16 protein-coding genes are annotated in these 19,851 nt (G+C 52.6%); 9 read left to right on the top strand and 7 right to left on the bottom strand.

From position 1 onward, the window contains the following. Positions 1–15: 15 nt before the first annotated feature. Complete coding sequence (gene rsmA / locus JTN23_RS01140; protein ID WP_262918383.1) at positions 16–819, bottom strand: 16S rRNA (adenine(1518)-N(6)/adenine(1519)-N(6))-dimethyltransferase RsmA; 804 nt, start codon at positions 817–819, stop codon at positions 16–18. A 112-nt stretch (positions 820–931) separates the two neighbouring features. Here rsmA and JTN23_RS01145 point away from each other — a divergent pair, with 112 nt between their 5' ends. Beyond that, the gene (locus JTN23_RS01145) at positions 932–4,546 is read left to right on the top strand and encodes a PAS domain S-box protein (RefSeq protein ID WP_247231691.1); all 3,615 of its coding nucleotides are present in this window, start codon (positions 932–934) and stop codon (positions 4,544–4,546) included. A gap of 5 nt (positions 4,547–4,551) precedes the next feature. Here the strand turns inward: JTN23_RS01145 and JTN23_RS01150 are convergent, their stop codons facing one another. Continuing rightward, positions 4,552–5,148, bottom strand: a complete 597-nt coding sequence (locus tag JTN23_RS01150; RefSeq protein WP_247231693.1) for a DUF1684 domain-containing protein — start codon at positions 5,146–5,148, stop codon at positions 4,552–4,554. Between the two features lie 293 nt (positions 5,149–5,441). On the opposite strand from JTN23_RS01150, the gene JTN23_RS01155 reads away from it, so the two are divergent. From JTN23_RS01155 to JTN23_RS01170, 4 genes are all read left to right on the top strand, one after another. Then, a complete protein-coding gene (locus JTN23_RS01155) occupies positions 5,442–5,822 on the top strand; it encodes a response regulator (RefSeq protein ID WP_247231695.1) in 381 nt (126 codons plus the stop codon). A gap of 5 nt (positions 5,823–5,827) precedes the next feature. Continuing rightward, the gene (locus tag JTN23_RS01160) at positions 5,828–6,589 is read left to right on the top strand and encodes an MBL fold metallo-hydrolase (RefSeq protein WP_247231697.1); all 762 of its coding nucleotides are present in this window, start codon (positions 5,828–5,830) and stop codon (positions 6,587–6,589) included. Between the two features lie 123 nt (positions 6,590–6,712). After that, a complete protein-coding gene (locus JTN23_RS01165) occupies positions 6,713–7,276 on the top strand; it encodes a DUF4136 domain-containing protein (RefSeq protein WP_247231699.1) in 564 nt (187 codons plus the stop codon). Positions 7,277–7,498: 222 nt separating this feature from the next. Then, positions 7,499–9,073, top strand: a complete 1,575-nt coding sequence (locus JTN23_RS01170) for an NFACT RNA binding domain-containing protein (RefSeq protein WP_247231701.1) — start codon at positions 7,499–7,501, stop codon at positions 9,071–9,073. Between the two features lie 160 nt (positions 9,074–9,233). On the opposite strand, the gene JTN23_RS01175 is transcribed toward JTN23_RS01170, so the two are convergent. From JTN23_RS01175 to JTN23_RS01190, 4 genes are all read right to left on the bottom strand, one after another. After that, positions 9,234–12,020, bottom strand: a complete 2,787-nt coding sequence (locus tag JTN23_RS01175; RefSeq protein ID WP_247231703.1) for a CHAT domain-containing protein — start codon at positions 12,018–12,020, stop codon at positions 9,234–9,236. A 12-nt stretch (positions 12,021–12,032) separates the two neighbouring features. Continuing rightward, positions 12,033–13,838: a S8/S53 family peptidase gene (locus JTN23_RS01180; RefSeq protein ID WP_247231705.1), complete on the bottom strand. Its 1,806-nt coding sequence runs from the start codon at positions 13,836–13,838 to the stop codon at positions 12,033–12,035. Between the two features lie 106 nt (positions 13,839–13,944). After that, positions 13,945–14,685, bottom strand: a complete 741-nt coding sequence (locus JTN23_RS01185) for a tetratricopeptide repeat protein (protein ID WP_247231707.1) — start codon at positions 14,683–14,685, stop codon at positions 13,945–13,947. Between the two features lie 15 nt (positions 14,686–14,700). Further along, positions 14,701–15,300, bottom strand: a complete 600-nt coding sequence (locus JTN23_RS01190) for an RNA polymerase sigma factor (protein WP_247231709.1) — start codon at positions 15,298–15,300, stop codon at positions 14,701–14,703. Positions 15,301–15,451: 151 nt separating this feature from the next. Here JTN23_RS01190 and JTN23_RS01195 point away from each other — a divergent pair, with 151 nt between their 5' ends. The 4 genes from JTN23_RS01195 (at position 15,452) to JTN23_RS01210 (ending at position 18,023) form a co-directional block, all read left to right on the top strand. Continuing rightward, positions 15,452–16,036 (top strand): hypothetical protein, encoded by a 585-nt coding sequence (locus JTN23_RS01195; protein WP_247231711.1) that lies wholly within the window; start codon positions 15,452–15,454, stop codon positions 16,034–16,036. Between the two features lie 62 nt (positions 16,037–16,098). Beyond that, positions 16,099–16,407, top strand: a complete 309-nt coding sequence (locus JTN23_RS01200; RefSeq protein ID WP_247231713.1) for a hypothetical protein — start codon at positions 16,099–16,101, stop codon at positions 16,405–16,407. Between the two features lie 78 nt (positions 16,408–16,485). After that, positions 16,486–16,857: a LytR/AlgR family response regulator transcription factor gene (locus JTN23_RS01205; protein WP_247231716.1), complete on the top strand. Its 372-nt coding sequence runs from the start codon at positions 16,486–16,488 to the stop codon at positions 16,855–16,857. Between the two features lie 428 nt (positions 16,858–17,285). After that, positions 17,286–18,023 (top strand): IPT/TIG domain-containing protein, encoded by a 738-nt coding sequence (locus JTN23_RS01210; protein ID WP_247231718.1) that lies wholly within the window; start codon positions 17,286–17,288, stop codon positions 18,021–18,023. 109 nt (positions 18,024–18,132) lie between these two features. Here JTN23_RS01210 and JTN23_RS01215 read toward each other — a convergent pair whose 3' ends face one another. After that, entirely contained in the window at positions 18,133–19,791 is a 1,659-nt protein-coding gene (locus JTN23_RS01215; RefSeq protein WP_247231720.1) for a M28 family metallopeptidase, read from the bottom strand. Between the last annotated feature and the right edge of the window lie 60 nt (positions 19,792–19,851).

Consider the following 19,851-nt stretch of genomic DNA (forward strand, 5'->3'; position numbering starts at 1 on the left):
TATTCACAGGTATTCTTACTCACTAGTATCAGTGGGAGCCACGGCGGGTCCCGGTGGGGCACTCCCAATTAGCTGAGTCAGCTCCACAAACTGTGCCACACCCAGCTGCTCGGCCCGCTTATCAAGCAACGGGTGCTCAGGTACCATACCCATCGGCTTCAGCGCATTACGCAGGGTCTTGCGCCGCTGGTTAAAGGCCGTCTTGACCACCCTGAAAAATAGCTTATCGTCGCAGGGGAGGCTGGTAGTTTGGTTGCGGCGGAGCCGTATGATCCCCGAGTTTACTTTCGGGGGCGGATCAAAAGCACCCGGAGGTACACTAAACAGGTACTCAATGTCGTAGTAAGCCTGCAGGAGCACACTCAGGATGCCGTAGTCTTTGCTACCGGGCGGAGAGGCAATGCGCTGGGCTACTTCTTTCTGTAGCATACACACTACCTCAGGTACCATATCCCGCACCTCCAGTACTTTAAAGAATATCTGGGATGATATGTTGTACGGGAAGTTGCCGATAATAGCAAAGGGCTCCTGAAAAACTTCATTGATATTCCACCGCAGGAAGTCACCGCCGATGATGCGGCTTTCCAGCGAAGGGTAGTGCTCCTTGAGATAGGCAATGGATTCAGTATCAATCTCTATGACATAGGTAGTGTACTCCGGGTGTGGCAGCAGATACTGGGTCAGGACCCCCATGCCGGGGCCTATTTCCAGCACCTGGCTGTACTGTCGGTGCAGGGTCAGGCTATCTACGATGCGCTCAGCGGCACGCAGATCGCGGAGAAAATGCTGACCCAGATGTTTTTTGGCGCGTACTTTCAAAAGAATCTGGTTTTGATAATGCAGTAACAACGCCTAAAATTACGTCTAAATTCGTAGATTTATTGATTAAAGAATATAACCTAATTTAGGTTATCGCTTCATAAGAACAACAATGGAAACAATACGATCTTATGCCGATTGGCATACCATACATAGTACCTTAGAACACCTGCGGCTTATTGGCATCAGCCTCACCCCTGACTTAGTGATCAAGTCGGTGAGTCCGTACACCCTGAAGAAGACCGGATGGCTGGAGTCTGATCTGGTTGGGTACAGCCTGTTTGACAAGCTGATACCCGAAGAAGATCAGGATGAGGTACGCGATACGCTGGAGGACGCCATATTCCGGGGAGTCAAAATAGAGCGCCGGGAGATACCCATGCTGGGCCAGAATGGCAGCCCGCGTACCATGTCCGTCAACTCGGTGCTGATGCATGAGGTGGACGGTGAGCCGGGGCTGTTTACGGTAGTAGGCGAGGATATTACCCGCCGCCGACGCATGGAGTCGGCCCTGTCCAAGTCCAACTCGCAGCTGCAGGACCTGGTGGATAATACCAGTGACCTGATCCAGCTCATTACCCTCGATGGCAAGTTTATATTCGTCAACCGCGCCTGGCGGGAGGTATTGGGCTACGGACTGGAAGAGATCGCCGCCATGACCATCTCGGATATTCTGCATCCGCAGTTCAGGGACGAGGCGCTGGCGCAACTTCGGCATATTCAGGCGGGTAATCCCATGCCCGATTTTGAAACGGTATTTATCAGCAAAGAGGGCCGTAAGATATTCCTGACGGGTAGTGTCAACTGCCGGTTTGACCAGGGTAAGCCCACGGCCTTTCGCTGTATTCTGCATGATTTTACCGAGAAGATCCGGGCCGAAAAAGCCCAGAGCCTGTATTACAGCATTGCCAACTGGACCATCAGTACCCAGAACCTGGACGACCTGTACCACAACATCCACGAGGAGCTGGGCAAGATCATCGATGTCAAAAACTTCTTTATTGCGCTTTACGACCAGAACAAAAGTTTTCTGTCGTTCCCGTACTACGTGGATGAGTACTTCCAGGGCAACCTGCGCTTCACCAAGCGCAAGCTGGGCAACGGTCTGACCGAATTTGCCATTGCTTCCAACCGTCCCTTATTCCTGTACGAAGAAGATATCGAACGCCTGGCTACTACCAACAGCCTGTACCTGTACGGCGTAACGCCGAAGGTACTGCTGTGTGTACCTCTTCGGATCGGTGATCGCGTAACGGGTATCATTGGGGTGAAGTCGTACGACAATCCCAATACCTACGACGCCCGCGATCTGGAGCTGCTCGAGTTTATATCGGGGCAGGTGGCACTGGCTATAGCCCGTAAGCAAAGCGAGGAGGAACTGGCCAAGTACGCCGCCCGCCTCAACGCCATTTTTGACAGTAGCTCCCACCTGATCTGGTCGGTCAATAAGAGCCTGCAACTGACTTCATTCAACCGCAACTACGCCGATCTGATCAAGGCCCAGCTGAATATGCCGCCTTCGCTCAACGTAAGTACCGAGAAGCTGGGCTGGCGGATGATGGGCCCTGAGAACCGTCGCCTCCTTGAGCACCGCTACCGTCAGGCATTCAAGGGGGAAGCGCAGTACTTCGAGCTTAAAATCGACAAGCGGGGCGGCGGAGACCTATGGCTGGAGTTTTACCTGAATCCCATCCTGTACACCGGAGGCCTCATTGAGGAAGTATCCGGTATAGCCCGCGACATTACCCGCCGGAAAAAGGCCGAAATAGACCTGCGCCAAAGCGAGGAGGTATTCCGGGGCATATTCGAAAACCTGCAGGATATCTACGTCCGGATAGACCGGAAAGGGCAGATCACGATGGTGAGCCCGTCGGTATTCAAGCGTTCCGGCTACACCCCGCAGGAGGTACTGGGGCGCAATATTTCTGAATTCTTTATTGAGCCTCAACTAATCCACGCGGCTCTGATCCGGCTCCGCCGCGACAAGAGCCTTCGTAACTTTGAGGTACCCCTGCGGGTCAAGGATGGCTCGGAGCGGCAGTTTATGCTCAACATGCTGCTCTTCCCCGACGAAAAAGGCAAGCCGCTGGAAATAGCCGCCCTGGCCCGTGATATCACCGAACTGAAGAAAAACGAGCTGGAGCTTCGCAAGGCTAAAGAGCAGGCCGAGCACTCGCTGAAAGTGAAGGAAGGCTTCCTGGCCAACATGAGCCACGAGATCCGGACGCCTATGAATGGGGTGATCGGGATGATAGACCTGCTTGTCAATACCAGCCTCAACGAAGAGCAGCGCGACTATGTGCTGACGATCAAGCGCTCATCCGAAACGCTGCTGCACATCCTGAACGACATCCTGGACCTGTCCAAGATCGAAGCCGGTAAGATGGTACTGCACGAGGCGCCGCTGTCGCTGGCCGAGCTGCTCGAAAAGATGGTGGCGCTATTTGGGCAGACGGCTCGTAACAAGGGCAATACCCTGACCTACCACCTGGCCCCGGAGCTGCCTAAGTACATCATAGCCGACCAGACCCGTCTGCTGCAGATCCTCTCCAACCTGACATCCAACGCCCTGAAGTTTACTGAAAACGGGGCTGTCCGTATTGAGGTATGTCTGGAAGAAAGCCGGGGTAAGTACCATAAGATCAAGGTAGAGGTATATGACTCGGGGATCGGTATTTCGGAAGAAGACCAGAACCTGCTCTTTACGTCATTTACGCAATTGGATAACTCGTCCCGTAAGACATTCGGAGGTACCGGTCTGGGACTGGCCATTTCGCGCCGACTGTGCCAGCTGATGAACGGAGACATTGGTGTGGTATCTAATGTGGGAGAGGGAAGTATGTTCTGGTTTACGTTTGAAGCCAAGGAAACCAGTATTTCACCAGCCTCCATTGGGGGGAAAGACGAAGAGGTATCTTTTAATAATATATTCAGTGAGTACCACCCGCGTATCCTGCTGGTGGATGACAACCTGGTCAACCGTAAGGTGGCCAGCGAAATATTGAAAAAAGCAGGCTGTGAGGTGGATACCGCGGAGGATGGCTTTGTAGCTATCAAAAAGGTGGAAGAAGTATTTGCTAACCCCAATGGCTACTTTGATATCCTGTTTATGGATATTCAGATGCCCGATATGGATGGCGTCGAAACAACCCGTGAGCTCAGGAAGAAGTTTGGAAAACGACTACCTCCCATTGTGGCAATGACCGCCTACTCCATGAAGGAAGACCGCGACCGTTTCCTGAGCCAGGGTATGGATGATTATATACCCAAGCCCATCCGGGCCCAGCAACTGGTCAACAAGGTGAAGGAAATGATCGGAGGGGCCACCAACCGTAAGCTGGGACAAAAACAGCAGGAAATAGCGCAGGAAATGGCGCTGCCGGTACTGGATCGTGGCATTGTAGATCAGCTCAAGGCTATTGGCGGAGCAGACCTGGTACAATCGGTATACGAAGAGTTCGTGGCAGAGTCGACGGAGCTGGTCAATGAAGCTATCAGCGCCTTCAATAACGACGACATACCTACCGTTAAGAGCAACCTGCACACACTCAAAGGCAGTGCTGGTACGGTAGGTGTCATGCAGGTAGCTGAGATAGCCCGCGAGGCCGAAGGCCGCCTCAAAGTCGATGATACCAGCACGCTCTCCGAGGCCCTGCCCCAGCTCCAGAAGGCATTCAATACCTTCCTGGACTGCTATGAGCAGAAGCTGGGCGAGTGGCTGGCTTAGAGCCGTTAGCGGGCTTTGACGTAGGTCCGCTCACCGGCCTCAATCGCTACCTTGAGGTGATTTTCCTTTGGCGGAATCGGGCAGCTATAGCCGTCGCTGTACGCGCAGTAGGGGTTGTAGGCCTTGTTGAAGTCCAGCAGCAGGCGTTTGTCCTTGATGTCTTTCAGGCGGAGGTCCAGGTAGCGGCCTCCGCCGTAGGTACTCTGGCCGTTGGTCGGGTCCTTAAAGGGGATGAACAGGTAGTCGCGGTACTGCGGTAGCTGGCGTAAGCCCAGGCTTTGGTAAACGATCAGCTTCTGGAGCTTGCCCTGGATCTGAAAGTGCAGCTCCCCGTACTTGACGTAGGTCTTCTGCTTGCCGTCGTAGGTGGGCATCTCAAAAGGCGCACTCTTCGGCGTAGCGACAAAGCGGGCCTCTACCCGGTAGGCCAGGTTGGGCTCATAGAAACGCAGCCCATCCAGGTCCTCTTTCTTGAGGGGAGAATTGGGAGTAGTCAGGAATTCCTCCATGTACTCATCGCGGTGAATGGCAATGTCTTCCTCGTATTCCTGAGCCAGTAGCGGACCCGATAACAGCAGGAAAAGATACAGGTAACGTAGCATAGCAGTAGTATTACGAAATGGTATAGTTGGCATGCTAGACCCAGGCTGCCGGTACTACCGGGAGACCATGGGTATAGCTGGTAGGGTTATGAATAGTTAAAAGTGACTATGTTGAGCATCTGAGGGTAAGGTTTGGTAGGTTCAGGGCGACGATGAATAACTGTTTGTAAATCAGCTGCTGCCCATGAAATTACAGATGAATTTTACCAATTAAAGATAGCTTGCTTGCGTACTAATTCGAAATATACCTAAATTCACCATGTCAATTGTATAATCAAACCCGACAATTCAACATGTCTTATACCAAACGTGTGTTGATAGCCGAAGATAGCTCGGTTATTCAAAATCTAGCTCGTAAAATCCTTGAATTCCAGAATTACGAGATTACCGCCGTTAAAAATGGTGAGCAGGTACTCCAGCTTCTCGAAAAAGAAAACTTTGACATTATTCTTCTTGACATAAATATGCCGGTGATGGATGGTATGGAATGTGCCCGTGCCGTTCGTGCTCTTGGCGATCCTCAAAAGGCCCAGACGCCGATCGTTGCCATTACAGGCAATGCCAAAAACTACTCCGACGAAGACTTCAAAGAGGCAGGCTTCAACGACGCCCTCATGAAACCACTCAACTTTGACCGCCTGGTAGAAGTCGTGGCGCATCATACCGATAAGTAGTTTGCATGAGGGTTACTTTCCTTGGAACCGGTACGTCGCAGGGGGTACCTGTTATCGCCTGCGACTGTGCCGTTTGTCGTTCATTGGATTACCGCGACAAACGGTTACGGGTATCGGTTTGGCTGGAGGTACAGGGCAAGTCCTTTGTGATTGATACCGGTCCGGACTTCCGGCAGCAGATGCTGCGGGCGCGGGTCCGTAAGCTGGATGCCGTTGTATTTACCCACCAGCACAAGGACCACGTAGCCGGCCTGGACGATGTACGGGCCTTCAACTTCCGTCAGCGCCGGGACATGCCCCTGTACGGCCGACAGGAGGTACTTGATCAGATCGAGCGGGAATTTTATTACGCCTTTGAAGAGGACCGCTATCCAGGGGTACCTCACCTGCAGCTACTCCCTATTACCAACCAGCCTTTTGAGGTGGAAGGGGTCCTTTTTACACCCATTGAGGTCATGCACGGCAGGATGCCCGTCTATGGTTTTAGGGTGGGGGACTTTACCTACATTACGGATACTAACTACATCTCCGAGCCCGAACTCGAAAAAGTAAAAGGCTCCAAAGTACTGGTCCTGGACGCCCTGCAGCGCGAGCCGCACATTTCCCACTTTACGCTACCTCAGGCCGTTGAGCTCATCAACCGCCTCGATGTACCTGTTTCCTACCTTACCCACCTTAGCCACCGGATGGGCCTGCACGAGGCCGTCGAGGCTGAGCTCCCTTCGCACATCCGCCTGGCCTTCGACGGCCTTACGCTGGAGGTATAATATTTTATTCCCTTACTGCTCAGTATAGTTTCCGATAGAGATTTCTATGGGCACTTTATGCGTGAAAATAATGTTATTTCGTTGTATAAACGTACATTTTACTAGTATATAACCGTGCAGAAGATGAGAGGAGTAACAACCTATATAATCGCTTTGATCAGCATGCTGGCCGTAGTCTCGTGTAGCCCACGGGTGCGGGTAGTAGATGCCCACAAAGCGCAGGAGTTAAGTGCAGCTCAGTACCCCACCTTCGGGTTTGGAGAGGTAAACGTAGAGGGGGATGGCCTGCCCCTGCCGGGTCAGGTACGGCTCACCAACAGTGTAAATATGATGAAGGACGCCATTGCGCGTAACCTGCAGAGCAAGGGGATGAAGCAAAGCGCTAATCCGGATCTGAAGATCAACATCAGCCTGGCCGTGGATGAGAAAATCCAGACCCGCCAGACCAACTTTATGAACGATGGCGCTCCGCGCTATATGGGGCAGTACCGCTGGCGATGGCAGGTAGAAGAGAAGGAAGTAGGCCGCTACGATATGGGTAGACTTTCGCTGGAAATGGTGGATGCCGATAACAACACCGTAGTTCTGAAGTCGGTAGCCGAAGGCGTACTGCCTAAGAAGATGGAGAAGCTGGAGTATACGATCGATGAGGCCGTTCAGCGAATGATCGCTCAGAGTGGTAAGTAAAGGAGGAAGGGAGGAAAGAAGGAATGGAGTAAAGTGTGTTAGCAAGAATATAAAAATCCTGCATAAGATAGACTACTTCGCATGTACTTCCCAATCCCAATAGTTTATTTTTTAGACGAGGCGCAGGCAACTGCGCCTCGTTTGCTTATAGCTTAAGGCATAAAGCTTAGAGCTCAACTCAAAACCCCTACCTTTGCGGCTGAACCCAGGTACCTACTACTCGTGCACCAGAATTACTACTTTCTACGTCAGCTGGCTCCCCGTCTTCACGAAGAGATCCGTGGCAAGCGCTTCATGGAAGCCTTCAGTCAGGAAAAGGATGAGATCATCATGGTATTTGCCGAGGCGCGGGGCAAGCTCAACTACTATAAGCCCTTTTTTATTAAGGCGTCGCTACGATCCGACTTCGCCAGCCTGACTTTCCCCGATCAGTTTGACCGCGCCCGTCGCAACAGCGTGGATCTGTTTACGGATCTGTACGATCAGCCGGTTACCGGGGTAAAGTCTTACCTGAACGAGCGCGCTCTGGGTATAGAGCTGGAAGGCGGTGATACGCTGGTGTTCAAGCTCTTTGGTAACCGCTCCAACATCATCCACTTTGATACCACCGGGCAGGCCGTGGACCTGTTCAACAACAAACTCGTTGCCGATCAGCAGATACAGCTCAGCCAGCTCACCCGCCCGCTGGACCAAACCTTCGAGGCCTACGAGCAGCAGGGAGGGCGGCATGAGGCCCTGTACCCGACTTTTGGGAAAGAAGTGAATGCCTACCTGAAAGAACAGCTTGCCGATCTAGCGGAGCCCCGGGAGCGCTGGACGGTGATACAGCAGGTGGTACATGAACTAGAAAGCCCAACGGGCTACTACCTGACCATCCTCAACTATACACCCTTCCTGTCGCTGCTGCCGATGGGGGAGATCCGCGATACCTATACCGACCCGCTTGAAGCGCTGAACCGCTTCTACTACGCTCACGTCCGGATGAGCAACATCGAGCGGGAGAAGGGGGAGATGGTACGCCTGCTCCGAAAACGGATCCAGCAAACCGAACGGTACCTCGAGAACAATTTCCAGAAACTGATAGAGCTGGAAGAAGGTGGCCGGAACGAGCAGATGGGGCATATCCTGATGGCTAACCTGCACCTGGTACCTGAGCGCGCCGAGCGGGTGGAGCTGTACGACTTCTACCGCGACCAGCCCATTACCATCAAGCTCAAGAAAGACCTCACGCCGCAGAAAAACGCGGAGATGTACTACCGCAAGGCCAAGAACGAAAAGATCGAGCTTGCCAAGCTACAGGAAAGCTCCGAAGCCCGCGAGCAGGAGCTCCAGCAGCTACGCGCTCACCTCGAAGCCATCGAAGGCATAGAGCAGCTACGTGAGCTACGCGCCTACATCAAAAAACACGGCCTCAAACAGACTACTAATGCTCCGGTACAGGGAGATCTTTTTAAGAAGGTCGAGTACCAGGGCTATACCATACTCGTAGGGCGCAACGCCAAAAACAACGACCTGCTCACGCGGCAGTACGCTTACAAGGAGGACCTATGGCTGCACGCCCGCGATGTATCGGGCTCGCACGTGGTGATCAAGTACCAGGCGGGTAAGAACTTCCCGGCACCGGTGATCGAGCGGGCGGCACAACTGGCCGCCTGGTACTCCAGGCGACGAACCGATACGCTTTGCCCCGTCATTGTCACACCCAAGAAATTTGTTCGCAAGCCCAAAGGGTTGGCCGAAGGGGCCGTCATCGTGGATAAGGAAGAGGTAGTACTGGTGGAGCCGCGGGGTGAATAAATAAAAAACCGCCCCATCAGGGCGGCTCTTTACAGTCTTATTGGTCAGTTGTTGTTAATGAAATCTTAGTTCTAGCGGGAATAATCGTATGTATAACTGTGGGGGAGCCCATTTGTTTTCCTTTATCAAAGTCCTTAGCTGCTTCATTTTACTTACTACCTCACTGCCTGATCCGAGGCAGAAGGGGGCGCTTTCTCTTCCCTAAGTACCTGGGTACCCCGATCAGGCCAACTATCAGGAGCAGCGTCAGCGTGGCAATTCCTACTGTACCATACGAGTACTCCTCAATCGGATCGGTGCGGCCTACCAGTACTACTCCCGCCCAGACGTAGGGAAGCTGGTTGCCGCGGCTGGAGGTGGCGAGCCACTCGTTCTGGGCTTTCTGCAGGGCCAGGTCCAGGGGGAGTTCGTCGGCAATGTACTGGTAGAAGAGCTCATTCAGTCCGTACATGGCTTTGTTTTCGACGCTCCACAGGGTAGTAAGGGTAGTGGGGATACCCAGGCCGGCAAAGCCCCGGGCCAGGCTGAATACCCCTTCGCCCCGCTGGTGCTTGCCGATGCCGGTCTTGCAGGCCGACAGTACCATGAGCCGCGTACGGAACTCCCGGACCGCCGCCAGGTCGGGCAGGCTCAGCACCGAATCGGCAAAGTAGAGCTGAGGTGTGCGGGCGCTATCGGCGTCGGCGTGGGTGAAGAGCTGCACAATGCGGTAGTCGGGCGCCTGCTCCACAAAGGCACGGCGGGTAGCGGCCTGCCGGATAAGGCTGCGGGGAAATACAAAGTATTTCTGGATCTTTTTGAGGGCCAGGTCGGAGTCGGGTAGGGTAGCCAGTTGTAAGGTCCGGTACTCGACCGGAGCCATGCCCAGGAAGGCCTTGTCGCTCCACCAGCCGGACCGGGAACCGGGAACTGTTTCCAGAAAACGGGCCGAGTAGGTGTAGCTCAGTGCGTGGTGCCGGATGAGGTAGTCGGGCTGATGAGGCGAAAGGCTCAGCGCGGCAAACGGGATGAAATCGCCATCGGGCGAAATAATCAGGCGGGTCTCTTTCGGAATGGCAAAGGGGGCTATCAGCTGTTGGTACAGGCCGTGCGCCGCCCCTAGATACTGGTTGAAGTGGCGGTTCCGCTGCTCCCGGCTTATGAGTCGCCTGGTGAATTCCTGCTGGTGCCGGAGGTAGTCACTACGATTGAGCTTCCTGAACGTGACGCGCTCCTGACTGATGTAGATCCCGTACAAGGTACTATCACCCACAAAGTAGGTCAGGTAAGACTGACTATCCCCTCCGGAAGCAGCTAATTGTCGCCGCAATTGGTTCAGATCAGGTACGTGACGGTCGTACTTGTAGCGGTAGTACTGCGGATTGTTGCTTTCGAGGGTTTTGATGAATAGGTCCTGTTGTTTCTGGGTTTCGATGAGCCGGTTGCGGAGCCTGGGCAGGGCTGTATCCGAGGGTAGCCTCTGACTAAGCTGAATCTGCAGGTCTGCGATCTGCTTTCGTAACCCTTTTTCCTGTTCCAGTTCTTCGGGCTTGAGCAGTTGGTTAGCGTTCAGCTCGTTGAGCTTGTCGCTCAGGAGTACCGCCCGGCTTTTCTCAAAAAAGTACAGCGCCGCCTCCGGATCATTGAGCAGATAGCAGGTGTGGATGGCTTTTTCGTACATGCTCCGGGTTTTCTGCCGCCAGAACAACTTGGAGCCCTCCTGCGAATGTTCCCACCGCATATAATCGATCATGCTATCGGCCAGCATGTAAGTACGTAGCGCGTGGCGCAGTTTGGTGCGGTCGTTCCGCCGGGCCTGCGCGTAGTGGAGCCAGGTGTCGGCTTTATCCTGAACATTCACCAGAAAGTACTCCTTCTGAAACTCGGAACGGATGGTTTGGGCCGGAGGCAGCGAAGTACGCTGCGTATCGGTATAGGCTATGGAGAGTTGGGTAAGACCCTGCTGGTGGTACTGCAGTGCCTTCTCGAACTGGTTCATCCGGCTATACGTCAGGCCGATGTTGTCCAGTATGATACTTGTATTAGACTGATTTTTGTTAAGTCGTAGGGCCTCCTGGTAGTAGGTAAGTGCTTTGCTGTAGTCGCCGACAGTGTAGTAATGCTGACCCAGGGAATTAGCAAAATCAGCCAAATCTTCGTTCCCGTTCTTCCGGGCAATGTGGTAGGCCCGGAGATAGTGTTCCAGGCCTTCCTCCGCGCGTCCCATTTCTCTTAGAATACGTCCCATCAGCCGCTCCTGAGATGCATACTCCCGATTCAATTTAGGGTATTTTCGAATTAGCGCAATGGCATGCTCAAGAGTCCGTCTGGCTTCGTCATACCGTCCCAGCTCGGTCAGGGCCTGACTCTTTTGGTGAAAAAATTTTGAGGTAGCAATATCGTCCTGCATGGATACCACTATTTCTTCTCCCTGTTCGGCGTATAGGAGTGATTTTTCATAATCCCCCTTTATTGAGTAGTAGTAGATGATGTAGGGATACGCAAAGGCCGCCCAGCGCCTTGCCTCCGGGTGGCGCTGACCTATTTCGGTAGCTTTCAGTAAGGGTTGGATGGATTGCTCTTCTTCGTTGGTGTAGATCAGATTGGCTCCCAACCGATAATACGACATGGCGAGTGCGCTGGTTTTGAGCCGCAGACTTGGCTTTTTGTACAGCTCAATAGCCTCCCGTAGATAGCGAATGGCAGGGGGTAAGTCGTTAAGATGAATGTGAGTTTGGGCCAGCTGATTGAGAGCGGCTACATAGCTGGAATCGGCTCGGCCGTGGCAGCGCTGCCAGCGGCCGAGCCAGCTACGTAGTTGTGTTTGTTGCTGTACTACCGATGCACTCTCCTGTCGGTTGGACAGGAGAGGCTGCAACTCGGTGTGGAGTTGTAGGCGGGAAGGGCATTGGGCCAGCCCCGTAATTACTGTGCATAACAAACCCATACTAATCAGCAGCGTACGCATGGCAGAATCGGGTTAAGGATGTTCAAACGATACTACTCCCGGAATCGGATGGCGCAAGAGATAATCGATGGCGTCGGCTCTTGTCGCAACGTTATTGGGTGCTGTGGCCAGTACGGCGGCTGCGTAAGGCACAGCGAATGAAGTACCCTGGAGCCGTGCACCGCCTTCCATCAGAAGAACTGACAGGAAACCATCGGGAAACGCAGAACGGGCTTTTATAGAAACGGCATCGCCCCTATTACCTACTATGTTCCCATCGTTATAGGCTGACGTAACTGTGATTACCTTATCCAGGCCGCCTCTGACAGCAGGTAATCCGAAGCTGGCCGGATACAGCGGATGTTCATCAAGATTCCATCTCTGGTTGCCTGCCGCGGCTATTACCCATATTTTATGGGTTTCAGTAATGGTCTTCAATTTCTGGTAAAGCATATACCGCCCCACATTACTTAGCGATCCGCTAAAGCTGGCATTTATGATCTTGATGTCTACACCTGCTTTTTTGCTGGCTATGATGTAATTAAATCCACTCAGTACATCAAATAAAGTACCTATGCCCCCGTAGTTGAAAACCTTAACGGGTAGTACCTGATTCGTCGGCTCCGGTACATTGGGATAGGGATAATTGATAATGGCAGACACGATAGAACCGTGTCTGCCGGCCTTTTTGACCACTACGTCACCTTCTACTTTAACATCAACAAGGTTGTCGTCATAGGGACTTGCCATAATTTGGGCGGTTGTATATTGCCGTAATACTCGTAACTGGCCAATGTAGACAGGTTTGAGTAAGTAGTCGGTAACGCCACAAAAGCCAAAGTTTTTAACAGGTACACAATCGCTGTTCTGTGCCTTGGCTATAAGAAAGTCTCTTCGATGCTTGATCCTGTCAAAATGGATAAAGTACCTACCCCTCGTCCTCCTTTTGCAGGTTATCCGGCTCCATTTATAGGCTAGTCCTGTATCCATTACGGCTACAATAGGACGCTGGCTGTTTGGGGGAATTAACAAATCGCTATAGAACTGGCTGTCATTATTTTCCAGAGATCCACTGGACATGAATGGCTTAAAATCTGAGTCATAGGCGCGAATTACCTCTCCGGTTGCCTGTGGGGGATAGCTCGGCCTGGATTTGACCTCATGGTTGATAAGGAGAAGATTGTCAGCCTGTACACTTTCAAATGGGAGCTCAATGTCACCCGGAGGAGTGGCATATACTTCATCCCATTCTACAAGAATATTTACACTAGGTCCTTCAAATCTAAATTCTTCTTCTTCATTTAGGCAGTCGCTTATACGAATAACCCTGAATAGTACATCCTTCTCGCGATTGGATTCAAACCTTCCGATGAAGGTGATATCTTTACCATGAACCGGCCGTTTGGGCTCTTTCTTAAAGCCTGCTTTTTCCTCTTCACTGTGCCTGAACTCCCAGTCTATTTTGGCTTCCAGAAACTGAATCAGGCTCTTCAGGTAGTCAAGCGAGATATTCAGCGAATCAGTTAATGGAGAATTATCTTTCCGTGGAGGTTTCTGATGGTCTTCCGCTTTATCTTTTTTGGGTATCAGTTTTTCTAAATCTTCCGGATGAAAGGTTAGTATTTTTTGGTTGGGTATGACATAATAGACACTTTCAGGCTCATTACCTTTTCCACCATTGGGGTTTCCGGGTTTGCCTTGATAGGGGTCTTCCGGTCTTCCTTTGCCAGGAATACCATCAGGACGTCCTTCCAGTTTTTCAACCCTCTTTTGTACGGGCGTGAAAATGGCCAGGTCAGCAAGTTCCTCCGCACTGAGTTTGTCAAAATCTTTTTCCATCTTTCATTAAGTTTAGTGTGTGTATGTCGTATACTGGCTGATAGAAAGGGTACTGCTTTAGGTAATTTGTGTATTCTTACTCTTGCAAAGTCAGCCACCTGACTTGCTAGTTATCCTCCATTTCAGCCAGCCATTTTTTAGCCTCTGCTGCGCCATCCATGTCTTGTGCTATGACCGTCTGCAGGAGTTGCTTCGCCTTGGCTAGGTCCGAGGGCTGGCCCCGCTGTATATAGGCCAGCGCTTCGTAGAAGGTGCCGGGGTTGGCAGTCAGGTCAGGGATGGCGGCCAGGCGGTGGAAGTACGTAATGGCCTGCTCGTACTCTTTCTGGCGCAAGGCAATCACTCCTAACAGATTCAGGGCGTCAGCATTGCTGGCATTTTTTTGAAGGATGGCCTGTCCTTTGGCCCGGGCGGTGGCGTAGTCTCCGTCGTTGTAGCTATGGATTGCACTCGTCAGACTGTCCATTTCGGTATCCATGGGTACGGATAGGCTCGCCAGGTTTTCTTCAACGTAGGCGTCGGCCATCTGATGTACATCGGGAGTAAGCGAACTCAGCCAGAACCAAACCAACCCTATGGCCAGTACCAGCACGGCAGCTGCCGAGTAGTACCAGGGGCGGAGTGGCACCACCCGGCCCGGGTGCTGGCTCCTGGCAGGTGGGGGGGCTAGCTGTTGCCATTCGGCGTGCCGTTCGGCTAAGATCTCAGCCCTGAGGGCCTCTTTTACGCTGAGGTACAGGGCTACCTCTTCGGCCAGCTGGGGGTTATGGAGCAGTTCTTTCTCAAACTGTTCCTGCTCCGTAGGCGGCAGCTGCCGGTTAAAATAGTGTTCGATGCGCTCATTCATGATGCTGTGTTTCGCTTATTTGGTTTTGCTTCCCATGTGGTACAGTTCCCGTAGCTTCTCCAGACAGCGCAGGCGGCTGGTTTTGGCTACGGCCGCCGACTGGTAGTCGAGCTGGGTTGCAATCTCATCGTCCTTGTATCCTTCTCCCCACGCCCACAGTATACGCTGGCACTTTTCGCCCAGCGACCGGAGCCGGTGCCGGAGCAGATCCATGTCCTGCTGTAGCACGAGTTCCTGCACTACCGTACGTGCCTCGTCGGGCAGCAGATTCAGGGCGTCGTTTAGGCCTTCGGAACGATGGACCTGCGCCTTGTTAGTCGTATTTCGACGGATAAGGTCAACACATTTGTTCGAAAATATTTGGTAGAGGTAGGTTTTGAGCTCGGATCGCCCCTGGAATCGCTCCGCCACGAGGTGTTCGATCACAGTAAGTACCGCATCCGAATAGGCTATGGAGCTGTCATGCTCCGACAGGTTGTGCTTACGTGTACCTTCCCGAATCAGGTAGGCGTATTTTTCATAAAGCTGTCGTTCGCAGTGGCGCCGCTCGGCACCGCCACTGCAAATCCCCTCCATGATGGAAGAGTCAGGGGGAGTCCTGGAAAAAAAAGCCATACGTGGGTGCGGATCTATCTAACAGATAAATATAATAAATGTAACTGAAAATCAGAAAAATATGATTTAACGGTTGCCGCTTACCAGTGGTAGTGCGACTAATGGGGCAGACAACACACTTTTTTTTGATCAACCCAAACCATAGCGCCCCATGAAAACCTGCCTACGTACCCTGCTGGTGGCCTGCTGTGTCACCCTGGGCAGCCTGAACGCCTACGGGCAAACGCCCCCACAGGCAGCGCCCTTTCTGACCTACCATCTGGTCAATGTACCGCCCCTGGCCCCTGATGATGCTTACGTAGTACCCATGCGAAAGATGGGGCTGAACAGATCAAGCTACTCAGTACTCCTGAAGGTCCGCTTACCCGGCGACTCTGTCTACTATACCATACCCGGCGTACTCCCTACGGGTGATTCGTTTGGCTTCAGGATGAAAACGGGAAAGGGCAGAAGCAGCGATACCCTGTATGTGATCCGGCGGGGAGGGGAGAGCCCTGTACAGCTGGAGGAGATATATGTATTGGCTTTTCATCCTATAGACCGACTGGTATCTACTTACCCTAAACGTGACTTTGACGAGCTCATAGTAACCAGCTACTACGACGCCCATACCCGACGCAGTACCTCGCGAAAAACAGGGGATGCGCTGTATTATGAAAAAAAATCGTCCGACCTGTTTCCGACCCTTACGCTCTTCCCGACTAAGCAGTCACAAATGATCTCGTTTCAGGAATAACCCTTACCGGTCCGCTGAAACGTGATGGTTAAATCAATCACCTTTTAAAACCCTTAACAGCTATGGCACTTGAATTCCAAACCATTCGGATCGATTTTCCCTCAAGAAGGGATGCCGAACAGACCATCAACCGCTCGGCCACCTTTTCCCGCAACATCCGGAGCGTAGGGGCCGCCATCAACGGCTTCAACATGCGGTTCAGTAACGGCGACCACCACCTCTTGCAGGAGAAGGTGGATATAAACGAGATCACATTCAGAGATCGCACGGCGAATTTCAGTGTAAACCTGCTCCTGCGGGATGGCAGCGGACACATCGATGATCCGTACTCGGGCTTCGTGGATGTACTCCTTATTGCGGAGACCCTGTGAGGCAGGCGTATCGGGTTCGGGCTATTAACCTGCCTGATGTAGTAAAATATTCATCAGCCATACTGATCCACACCAACTATGAACGCTATATCCACATCTGCTCCCGAATCCTGCGTACATATCGGGGGCTATACACTCGTAGCAACCGACGAAATCATCTTCTGCCAGGCCGACTGCAACTACACCCAGGTGCATCTTCTTAAAAAGAAGAGAATTACGGTAGCTACTACGCTGGGGATACTGGAAGGACGACTCAGCCCGAAGGGCTTTGTCCGGGTAAGCCGGTCGGAACTGATCAACAGGTCATACATCGAAAGCTACGATGGCTACTACATCACGCTGGTCAATGGTACTACGTTGCCGATTTCGCGGAGAAGGCGTAAGGAAGTGCAGCGGTGCCTGGGTACCTACCCTGACCCATATAGGGAGCAGGAGGTACAGTACGCTTAATCAGGTGGCAGATGAGGAGCCAAACGGAGATCTGCGGCAGGAAATAAAAATAATTCCGAAAAAAAGCAGATCAGGCGTTTCCCGACGAAGCCGAACAGACGACTAACAGGTAGTTAACTAATCACACAGCATCTATTAGCCATTTCATTCTATGCAACGTGACTTACCCATTGTACCTGGTAGCGGCGGTTGTTAAATCCGCCCCCAGACCTACCCACAAGTTCCGCGCCGGACTCTCCGCCTTCTAACGTGCCACAGTCAGTACCTTCACCCACGAGCTGGTAAGATAAGTAAGCAGCTACTGCCTGGTATTCAACGAATCGTCTCCGTGTTTTTGCCTTTGGTCGGCTGGGTTACACCTGCCGAAGCAGACTTCTACTGCCCCATCATAGTACCACTACCTATAATCCACCAGAAGTATCCAAACCATGAGAAAGCCACAAACTTACCCGCTAGCGCTACTCCCTTTACTAGCAGTAGCCCTTGTCAACTGCGACAAGACAACCGAACCCGAGCCTGGTACTGCCAGCGGTATCACAATTACGGCCATCACTCCGGCCGCAGGAAATACCGGAGATCGGGTAATGATTACAGGATCTGGTTTCTCGGCAAACCTGGCCGACAATACCATTCGATTTGGAGATGTAGATGCCTACCTGGACTCGGCTTCGGCTACCTGCCTGGTTACCCGGGTACCCAAAGATGCCGAAAACTGCCAACTGGGCGTAAGTGTGAAAGGCAAGCGAGTACTTTCGACAGCGTACTTCAATGTACATCAGATTGCTCCGGCTTTTAATACGACCGGTACCAGTGCCAACGAAATGGATAATCTTACTTCAAGCTTTGTCAGAGTAGCCTCTACGCTGGATATAGTGGGAAGCAGAACTATCGTGGAGCATGGTCATGTATGGAGCAATATTGTGTCGCAACCACTCATCAACCAAAGAGGAGATCTGTCAATGGAGCATCCTGACTATAATGCCTATGATGGCCAGACGGAGAATGGTATCGTGTCGGCCAGTGATGGACATCCGTACCGGTTTGCTTCCTACATCCAGAATCTGAAACCAGATACCGAGTACACGATACGTGCCTACGTAACCACCAAGTCAGGAATGACGTACTATGGTCCGGCCAGTACGTTCAGAACCAAGAGGAGAAACTAGTACCGTGTATCTAACGTAAAGGGCCAGGCTCCCAACAGTAGTTTTTAAACTTCTGCTGGGAGCCTGGCCTGTTTATTCTTCTCTATATCTATACAGTGCGTAAATCCTTTTATTTTCGCTGCTTCTCCCGGATGGCTCTAAACTCCGATCCCTCTTTCCAGCCTGGCCATTTTTCTTCGTAGGCCAGACGCTTACCGATCTGGAAGAGTAGCTTGAGCTCACTAATGGCTCCGGCCATGGTCCAGGTGGCGGCATCGTACTCGTCGGAAGGCTTATGGTAGTCTTTCTCGGTGTACTCATCCTGTAATCGTTGACCGTACTCTTTGCCTTTGCCTACTACATCAATACCTGACTCGAGGTACAGGGCCGGAATACCTACCTTGGCAAAGTTGAAGTGGTCGGAGCGGTAGTAGTAGCCGGCTTCGGGATGTGTCTCGGCTGAGATATAGCCTCCCATCTTCTCGACTACCTCTTTGGCGTATTCTTCAAGTTCCGACTGTCCTTCGCCTACCAGTACCATGTCTTTAGTAGGTTCAAAGCGGTTAAGGCCGTCCATGTTGATATTAGCTACGGTCCTATTGACCGGGTAAATCGGGTTCTGAGCATAGTAGGCTGACCCCCACAGCCCCTGCTCCTCGGCGGTCACGGCCAGGAACACAACAGTACGCTCGGGTTGCTTGCTCAGGCTCTTAAAGGCGCGGGCCAGTTCGATGAGGGCGGCGGTGCCGGAGGCATTGTCGAGGGCGCCGTTATAAATGGAGTCGCCCGTGGCGTCGGGCGTACCGATACCCAGGTGGTCCCAGTGGGCAGTGTAGATTACTACCTCATCCGGGCGCTCAGTACCGGTGATCTTGCCGATGACGTTGTGGGTCTTGTTGTAGGTAGTCTTCACCTGCATGGTAGTACTCAGCTTCAGACCCAGCGGTACAGCCTTGAATCCGCGCTGATCCGCTTTGGTCAGCAGGTCGGTTCCCTGGCCCGCTTCCTGCATCAGGCGGGTAGCTACTGCTTCCGGCATCCAGCCGATCACGTCACAGTTCGGGATAGTCTTGCCGCGGTTGTCCAGCTGCAGACGGGAGGTGTTGAAGTTGTTCTGCTGCACGGCGAAGGGGTACCCGGCGGCCTCGGTGCGGTGGATAATGAGGCAGCCTTTGGCACCCTGGCGAGCGGCTTCTTCAAACTTATAGGTCCAGCGGCCGTAGTAGGTCATCTCCTTGCCCTTAAACAAGGTAGTATCGCCCGACCAGAAGCCCGGGTCATTGACCATTACCATTACTACCTTGCCTTTTACGTCCAGGCCAGCGTAGTCGTTCCAGTTGTATTCGGGAGCCACTACGCCGTAGCCCGCAAATACCAGCTCGCTGTTGTCGAGGCTGAGGGTAGGCTCGGTACGGTCGGTCCAGATCACGTAGTCGGTAGGGGCATTGAGGGTAATAGTACCCTTGGGCGAAGTAACCTGCATGGTAGGTGCGGCGGTGGCCTGGATATTGACCATGGGTACTTCCTGCAGGTAGCTGGTGCCGTTGCCGGGCTCCAGCCCCACGGCGCGGTACTGCTGCTGCAGGTAGTTAATGGTTTTGGTTTCGCCTTCGGTAAAGGGCTTTCGGCCCATAAAAGCATCTGAGGCCAGTATGGCTACGTGCTTTTTGAGGCTGTCGGCGCTGAAGGCGGATAATCCTTCATTGTCGTCAAGGACGCTTTCGCTGGTACTACAGGCTGTTACAAAGGCCAGAAGTAATAGGGAGTACGCTTTGGTAAGATGATGCATATAATGGAATGGTAATGGGGTAGGGTTGGTTACGAACAACACGATTGGGTTAACTGCTGA

Source organism: Telluribacter roseus, from assembly GCF_017355915.2.
Classification (GTDB): Bacteria; Bacteroidota; Bacteroidia; order Cytophagales; family Spirosomataceae; genus Telluribacter.

Coding starts and splice junctions, on each gene's coding strand:
- JTN23_RS01190 (WP_247231709.1), bottom strand. CDS start 15,300: ATGGCTTTTTTTTCCAGGACTCCCCCTGACTCTTCCATCATGGAGGGG.
- JTN23_RS01165 (WP_247231699.1), top strand. CDS start 6,713: ATGAGAGGAGTAACAACCTATATAATCGCTTTGATCAGCATGCTGGCC.
- JTN23_RS01175 (WP_247231703.1), bottom strand. CDS start 12,020: ATGCGTACGCTGCTGATTAGTATGGGTTTGTTATGCACAGTAATTACG.
- JTN23_RS01210 (WP_247231718.1), top strand. CDS start 17,286: ATGAGAAAGCCACAAACTTACCCGCTAGCGCTACTCCCTTTACTAGCA.
- JTN23_RS01215 (WP_247231720.1), bottom strand. CDS start 19,791: ATGCATCATCTTACCAAAGCGTACTCCCTATTACTTCTGGCCTTTGTA.
- JTN23_RS01150 (WP_247231693.1), bottom strand. CDS start 5,148: ATGCTACGTTACCTGTATCTTTTCCTGCTGTTATCGGGTCCGCTACTG.
- JTN23_RS01155 (WP_247231695.1), top strand. CDS start 5,442: ATGTCTTATACCAAACGTGTGTTGATAGCCGAAGATAGCTCGGTTATT.
- JTN23_RS01160 (WP_247231697.1), top strand. CDS start 5,828: ATGAGGGTTACTTTCCTTGGAACCGGTACGTCGCAGGGGGTACCTGTT.
- JTN23_RS01200 (WP_247231713.1), top strand. CDS start 16,099: ATGGCACTTGAATTCCAAACCATTCGGATCGATTTTCCCTCAAGAAGG.
- JTN23_RS01195 (WP_247231711.1), top strand. CDS start 15,452: ATGAAAACCTGCCTACGTACCCTGCTGGTGGCCTGCTGTGTCACCCTG.
- JTN23_RS01145 (WP_247231691.1), top strand. CDS start 932: ATGGAAACAATACGATCTTATGCCGATTGGCATACCATACATAGTACC.
- JTN23_RS01180 (WP_247231705.1), bottom strand. CDS start 13,838: ATGGAAAAAGATTTTGACAAACTCAGTGCGGAGGAACTTGCTGACCTG.
- JTN23_RS01205 (WP_247231716.1), top strand. CDS start 16,486: ATGAACGCTATATCCACATCTGCTCCCGAATCCTGCGTACATATCGGG.
- JTN23_RS01185 (WP_247231707.1), bottom strand. CDS start 14,685: ATGAATGAGCGCATCGAACACTATTTTAACCGGCAGCTGCCGCCTACG.